General features: G+C 73.9%; 7 protein-coding genes. 3 read left to right on the plus strand and 4 right to left on the minus strand.

Going from position 1 to position 5064, the window contains the following annotated elements:
- Positions 1 to 524: PadR family transcriptional regulator (locus tag KS423_RS37965; protein ID WP_224284294.1), on the plus strand; the 524-nt coding region annotated here is incomplete at its 5' end.
- A 72-nt stretch (positions 525 to 596) separates the two neighbouring features.
- Here the strand turns inward: KS423_RS37965 and KS423_RS37970 are convergent.
- Together KS423_RS37970 and KS423_RS37975 are read right to left on the minus strand one after the other, a co-directional pair.
- Positions 597 to 794 carry a hypothetical protein gene (locus KS423_RS37970; RefSeq protein WP_224284295.1) on the minus strand — a complete coding sequence of 66 codons (198 nt, stop codon included), beginning with the start codon at positions 792 to 794 and terminating at the stop codon, positions 597 to 599.
- 51 nt (positions 795 to 845) lie between these two features.
- Entirely contained in the window at positions 846 to 1076 is a 231-nt protein-coding gene (locus KS423_RS37975) for a hypothetical protein (protein WP_224284296.1), read from the minus strand.
- A gap of 501 nt (positions 1077 to 1577) precedes the next feature.
- Between KS423_RS37975 and KS423_RS37980 the strand changes: the two genes are divergently transcribed.
- On the plus strand, positions 1578 to 2270 hold the full coding sequence (locus tag KS423_RS37980; protein WP_224284297.1) for a bifunctional DNA primase/polymerase: 693 nt from the start codon (positions 1578 to 1580) through the stop codon (positions 2268 to 2270).
- 29 nt (positions 2271 to 2299) lie between these two features.
- Here the strand turns inward: KS423_RS37980 and map are convergent, their stop codons facing one another.
- A complete protein-coding gene (gene map, locus KS423_RS37985) occupies positions 2300 to 3145 on the minus strand; it encodes a type I methionyl aminopeptidase (RefSeq protein ID WP_224284298.1) in 846 nt (281 codons plus the stop codon).
- A gap of 112 nt (positions 3146 to 3257) precedes the next feature.
- Here map and KS423_RS37990 point away from each other — a divergent pair, with 112 nt between their 5' ends.
- On the plus strand, positions 3258 to 3485 hold the full coding sequence (locus KS423_RS37990) for a hypothetical protein (RefSeq protein WP_224284299.1): 228 nt from the start codon (positions 3258 to 3260) through the stop codon (positions 3483 to 3485).
- A 52-nt stretch (positions 3486 to 3537) separates the two neighbouring features.
- Here KS423_RS37990 and KS423_RS37995 read toward each other — a convergent pair whose 3' ends face one another.
- A complete protein-coding gene (locus tag KS423_RS37995; RefSeq protein ID WP_308020294.1) occupies positions 3538 to 4764 on the minus strand; it encodes an MFS transporter in 1227 nt (408 codons plus the stop codon).
- Positions 4765 to 5064: the final 300 nt, after the last annotated feature.

The raw sequence follows: 5064 nt of genomic DNA on the forward strand, positions 1-5064 counted from the left end.
GCCGGCCGATGGGCGGCCCGTACGGCCACGGCTTCGGTGGGCACGGTGGCCGGCGCGGTGGTCCGCACGCGCGGCGCGGCGGGCGGGCCCGGCGCGGTGACGTCCGGGCCTCGCTGCTGGCGTTGCTCAAGGAGCGGCCGATGCACGGCTACGAGATGATCGCCGAGATCACCGAGCGGACCGGCGGGGCCTGGCGGCCCAGCCCGGGGTCGATCTACCCCAACCTCCAGCTGCTGGAGGAGGAGGGCCTGATCACCGCGGAGGAGGTCGGCGGCAAGCGGCTGGTGTCGCTCACCGAGGCGGGCCGGGCCGAGGCCGACGCCGGGCCGGCCGAGCCGTGGGCGGAGGCCGGCCGGGAGGTCGACTGGGAGGCCGTCCAGGAGGTCGGCCAGGCACTCGCCGCCGTCGACCAGGCGATCCGCCAGGTCATGGCCACCGGCACCGAGGCGCAGCGCACCAAGGGTCTGGCGGTGCTGACCGAGGCCCGGAAGAAGCTGTACCTCATCCTCGCCGAGGATGACTGACAGCCCCGGGGAGAGAGTCCGTGGGGGAACGGGACGGGCGGTACTGCTGCCCGGGCGGCCCGGGGGAGGGCCTCACGGCCGGACCACGAACAGCGCCACGCACACCAGCAGCAGCACCGTCCAGCCGAACCAGAGCCAGGCGTTCGGTTCGATGGCCACGCTGTAGAGGCACACCACCAGGAGCAGCACCCCGGTGACGCCGGCGACCTGCCGGTTGTGGTGCCCGACCGCCCGCGAGCGGTTCCTCGGGTGCCGTGCCGTCCTCGCCATGCCGACCTCCCCGGGAGGCGAACGAAGGGCGACGACGAGGCGTGCGGCCCGTCAGCCGGAGGCGCGGGCGGTGGCCGCCTCGTCGTACTCGTAGCGCCAGAACCAGCTCAGGCCCCGAACCTGCTTGCTCCGGACGTACACCAGTGTGCGCGCGGGGGCCTCGCCGTGCGCGGGGACCGGGACCTTGTACTTCTTGGGCACGCCGAGTATCGGCCCCAGCGGGATGGGGAGGATCCTGCCGTCCAGGGGGCCGCCGACGAATTCGGTGTCCGCGCTCTTCATCCCTCCAGGGTCTCACCTCCGCGGGTGACCGCGGACCGGCCCGTGCGGGAGGGGGAACCGGGGCGACCGGGGGCTCCGGGACGGGAGGGCGGGCGGGAGGCCTCGTGAGGGTGGCGTGCCGGGAGTGTGCCCGGGGTGCGCCCGTGGGCATCACCGCGAGTGTGACCGGAGAGGCACCGCCCCCGGTCATCCGAAGGCCCTCCGCACCCTTATCCTTCCTGTTACGCCCTCGGGGTCCACCCGGGTCAGCGGGCCCCGTACGGGCCGGGCGAGGCGCGAATTCGCGCGCCCTCCGGCCGATTTGGCGCGGACAGCGTGCTGCCGTGACTGCGTACCGTGACCCGGGCGTCGGCCGTCCGGTGACCCCGGGCAGCGGCCGGCAGGGCGCGGACGTCAGGGCCGAGCACCCCGGGAAGCAGCCGGGGGCGCCGTGCGTTGCGTCGGAGTGGAACGTCGAACGCTGTGTCGCACCAGGCACGGCAGTTGCGCGGAAGGGGCCCGATGGAAGCCGGCAGCAGGTGGACGACCTGGTGGCAGAAGCGTGATCGTCAGCGGGCGGGGGGCGCGGACGGCCCGGCCGGACTCGATCAGCTGCTCGGCGCGGTGCGCGCCGGATTCCCGCTCGCGCCCGCCGCCCACCCGGCCGGCTACCGGTGTTCCTGTGACCGGGTGGCCTGTCCGGCCCCCGCCCAGCACCCGGTCTCCTTCGCCTGGCAGACCCAGGCCACCACCGATCCCGAGCAGCTCTCCCGCTGGCTCGCCCGGGACCCGCAGGCCAACTTCATCACCGCCACCGGCCGGGTGCACGACGTGCTGGACGTCCCGGCGGAGGCCGGACGGCTGGCGCTGGAGCGGCTGACCGCGCTGGGCGTCGACGGACCGGTCGCCGCCGTCGGCGAGGACCGCTACCTGTTCTTCACCGCCACCCGCGGTACCCCGCAGGACGAGGACGAGTGGTGGCCGAGCGCGCTCGACTCCACCCCGGACACCATGTCCGAGCACCCCGGGCTGCGCTGGCACTGCCGCGGCTCGTACACCCTGCTGCCGCCGGCCGCGCTGCCGGACGGCTCCCGGGTGCAGTGGCTGCGCGGGCCCGAGCAGCCGCTGCCCGACCCGCTGCGCGTCCTGGACGTGCTCACCGACGCCTGCACCGAGGTGGGCGCCGTCGCCGAGGAGCAGTGGCTGATCGGCTGACGACGCCCGGGCGGCACGGCGCCGCGGCGTTACGGCAGGGTGAGGATCTCCGCGCCGTCCGCCGTGACCACGAGGGTGTGCTCGAACTGGGCGGTGCGCTTGCGGTCCTTGGTGACGACCGTCCAGCCGTCCGCCCAGATCTCGTAGTCGTACGTGCCGAGGGTCAGCATCGGCTCGATGGTGAAGGTCATGCCCGGCTTGATCACCTCGGTGGCCCGCTCGCTGTCGTAGTGCGGGATGATCAGGCCGGAGTGGAACGACGTGTTGATGCCGTGTCCGGTGAAGTCCCGCACCACGCCGTAGTCGAAGCGCTTGGCGTAGGACTCGATGACCCGCCCGATGACGTTGATCTGACGACCCGGCTTGACCGCCTTGATCGCCCGGTTGAGGGACTCCCGGGTGCGCTCGACCAGCAGCCGGGACTCCTCGTCCACGTCGCCGACCAGGTAGGTGGCGTTGAGGTCGCCGTGCACCCCGTGGATGTACGCGGTGGCGTCGATGTTGACGATGTCGCCGTCCTGGAGCACGGTCGAGTCCGGGATGCCGTGGCAGATCACCTCGTTGATCGAGGTGCAGACGGACTTGGGGAAGCCCCGGTAGCCGAGGTCGGACGGGTAGGCGCCGTGGTCGCACATGTACTCGTGGGCGACGGCGTCCAGCGCGTCGGTGGTGACGCCGGGGGCGATCAGCTTGGCCGCCTCCTCCATCGCCCGGGCGGCGATCCCGCCCGCGATCCGCATCTTCTCGATCGTCTCGGCGGTCTGCACCTCGGGCCCGGTGTACGGCGTCGGCGCGGGCTTGCCGACGTATTCGGGGCGCGCGATGTGCGCCGGGACCTTGCGGGTGGGGGACTGGATGCCGGGTACGAGAGCCATGCCGCGAGTCTAGTCGCCGGGCCCCACCGCCCCGGGTGGTGTGCGGCCCCGCCCGGGGCGGGGAATGATCGGTACCGACCCATCCTTCTGGCCTTCTGAACGGGAGAGCGCCATGCCCCTCGGATTCAACCGCAAGCCGACCGGCAAGCCCGGCGAGTGGTTCTACTGCATCAAGCACAACAAGGTGGAAGAGGGCCCGGAGTGCCCGGCGAAGGACCGCCTGGGACCGTACGCCACCCCCGACGAGGCCGCCCAGGCGCTGCGGATCGCGGACGAGCGCAACCGGGAGTGGCGCAACGACCCGCGCTGGAGCGACCAGCCCGAGGAGAAGGGCGAGTAGCCCCCGGCCGGCGCGGTCGACGCGACCGGAACACCGGGGCCGCCCGGTTCCGTCACGCCGCCGGGGCGGCCTCCCGTTCGGAGCGTTCGTGCTCGGCGCGGACGGCGGCGGCGTGCGGGTCGGTGCGGTCGTCGTAGGCGAGCAGCTTCGGCAGGGCGGCGGCGACGGCGAGCACGGCGACGACGCAGGCGGCGCCGCCGGCCCAGACGGCGGCCCGCACGCCGACCAGTCCGGCCATGGTGCCGGCCCGGACCTGGCCGAGCTGCGGGCCGACGGAGTAGCTGAGCAGTTCGACGCCGGCCATCCGGCCGCGCAGCTCGTCCGGGATGGACTGGTTCCACATGGTCGAGCGGGCGAGCCCGCTGATCTCGTCGGCGCCGCCGGCCAGCGCCAGGCCGAGCAGCACCAGCCAGATGTGCTCGGTCAGTCCGGCGAGCGCCATCGCCGCGCCCCAGCCGACGGCGGCGACCACCAGCAGCCGCCCGTGCCGGTGGATGCGGGAGGTCCAGCCGCTGGTCGCGCCGACCAGCAGGGCGCCCAGGGCCGAGGCCGCGTACATCGGGCCGAGTGCCCAGTCCGCCCCCAACTCCGAGGCCAGGAACGGGAAGACGGCCACCGGGTAGGCGAACAGCATGGCGCAGAGGTCGATCGCGTAGGTGCCGAGCAGGTCCTTGCGGCTCCACGCGTAGCGGACGCCGGTGAGCACCGCCCGGAGGGACGGCCGCTCGGCGCCGGTGAGCGGCGGCACGGCCTTGATCCGGACGAGCAGCAGCAGCGAGACGGCGAAGGAGAGGACGTCCAGCGCGTACGCGGTCTGCACCCCGGCGAAGGCCACCACGACGCCGGCCAGCGCCGGGCCGGCCACCGAAGCGGCGTTGTGGTACAGCGACTTGAGGGCGAACGCGGCGGTCAGGTGCTGGTGCGGGACGAGCCGGGGGAGGAGCGAGTCCAGTGCCGGGCGCTGGATGCCGTCGGCGGCCGCGACCAGCGCGGCGACCAGGTAGATCGGCCAGAGCAGCGGGTCCGGCAGCAGGGCGTTGAGCAGCAGCAGCCCGGCCAGTAGGCCGAGCGCGACCTCCGCCCGCAGCACCAGCTTCCGGCGGTCCAGGGCGTCGGCGAGGGCACCGCCCCACAGGCCGAAGACGATCAGCGGCACGAGTTCGACGGCGCCGATCAGGCCGACCGCGAAGGAGGACCCGGTGAGCTCCTTGATCTGCATCGGCACGGCGATGAGGGTCAGGAAGCCGCCGAAGCTGGTGACGCAGCCGGAGGTCCACAGGTAGCGGAAGTCCCGCGAGGCGCGTTAGGGGGACAGGTCGGGCGTCAGCGAGCGCAGCAGCGTCCGGGCGCGACCGGGCACGGGGGGATGCGGGGGTTCGTCGACGTTCACGAACCGTCATCCTCGGACGGCGCTCGCCGCCTCCGCAAAGGGTTTTCGACCGCCGGCGAACCGACCGTCCGGCGAACCCGGGGGCCGGCCCCGGCTACCAGCGGCTGATCGCGGGCGGCGAGGTCAGCCGCCCGGCGAGTTCGGCGAGCCGGTCCCGGACGGAGCGGCGGCCGGCCCGCTGCCCGGCGG

Source organism: Streptomyces sp. LS1784 (genome assembly GCF_020103755.1).
Taxonomy (GTDB): Bacteria; Actinomycetota; Actinomycetes; order Streptomycetales; family Streptomycetaceae; genus Kitasatospora.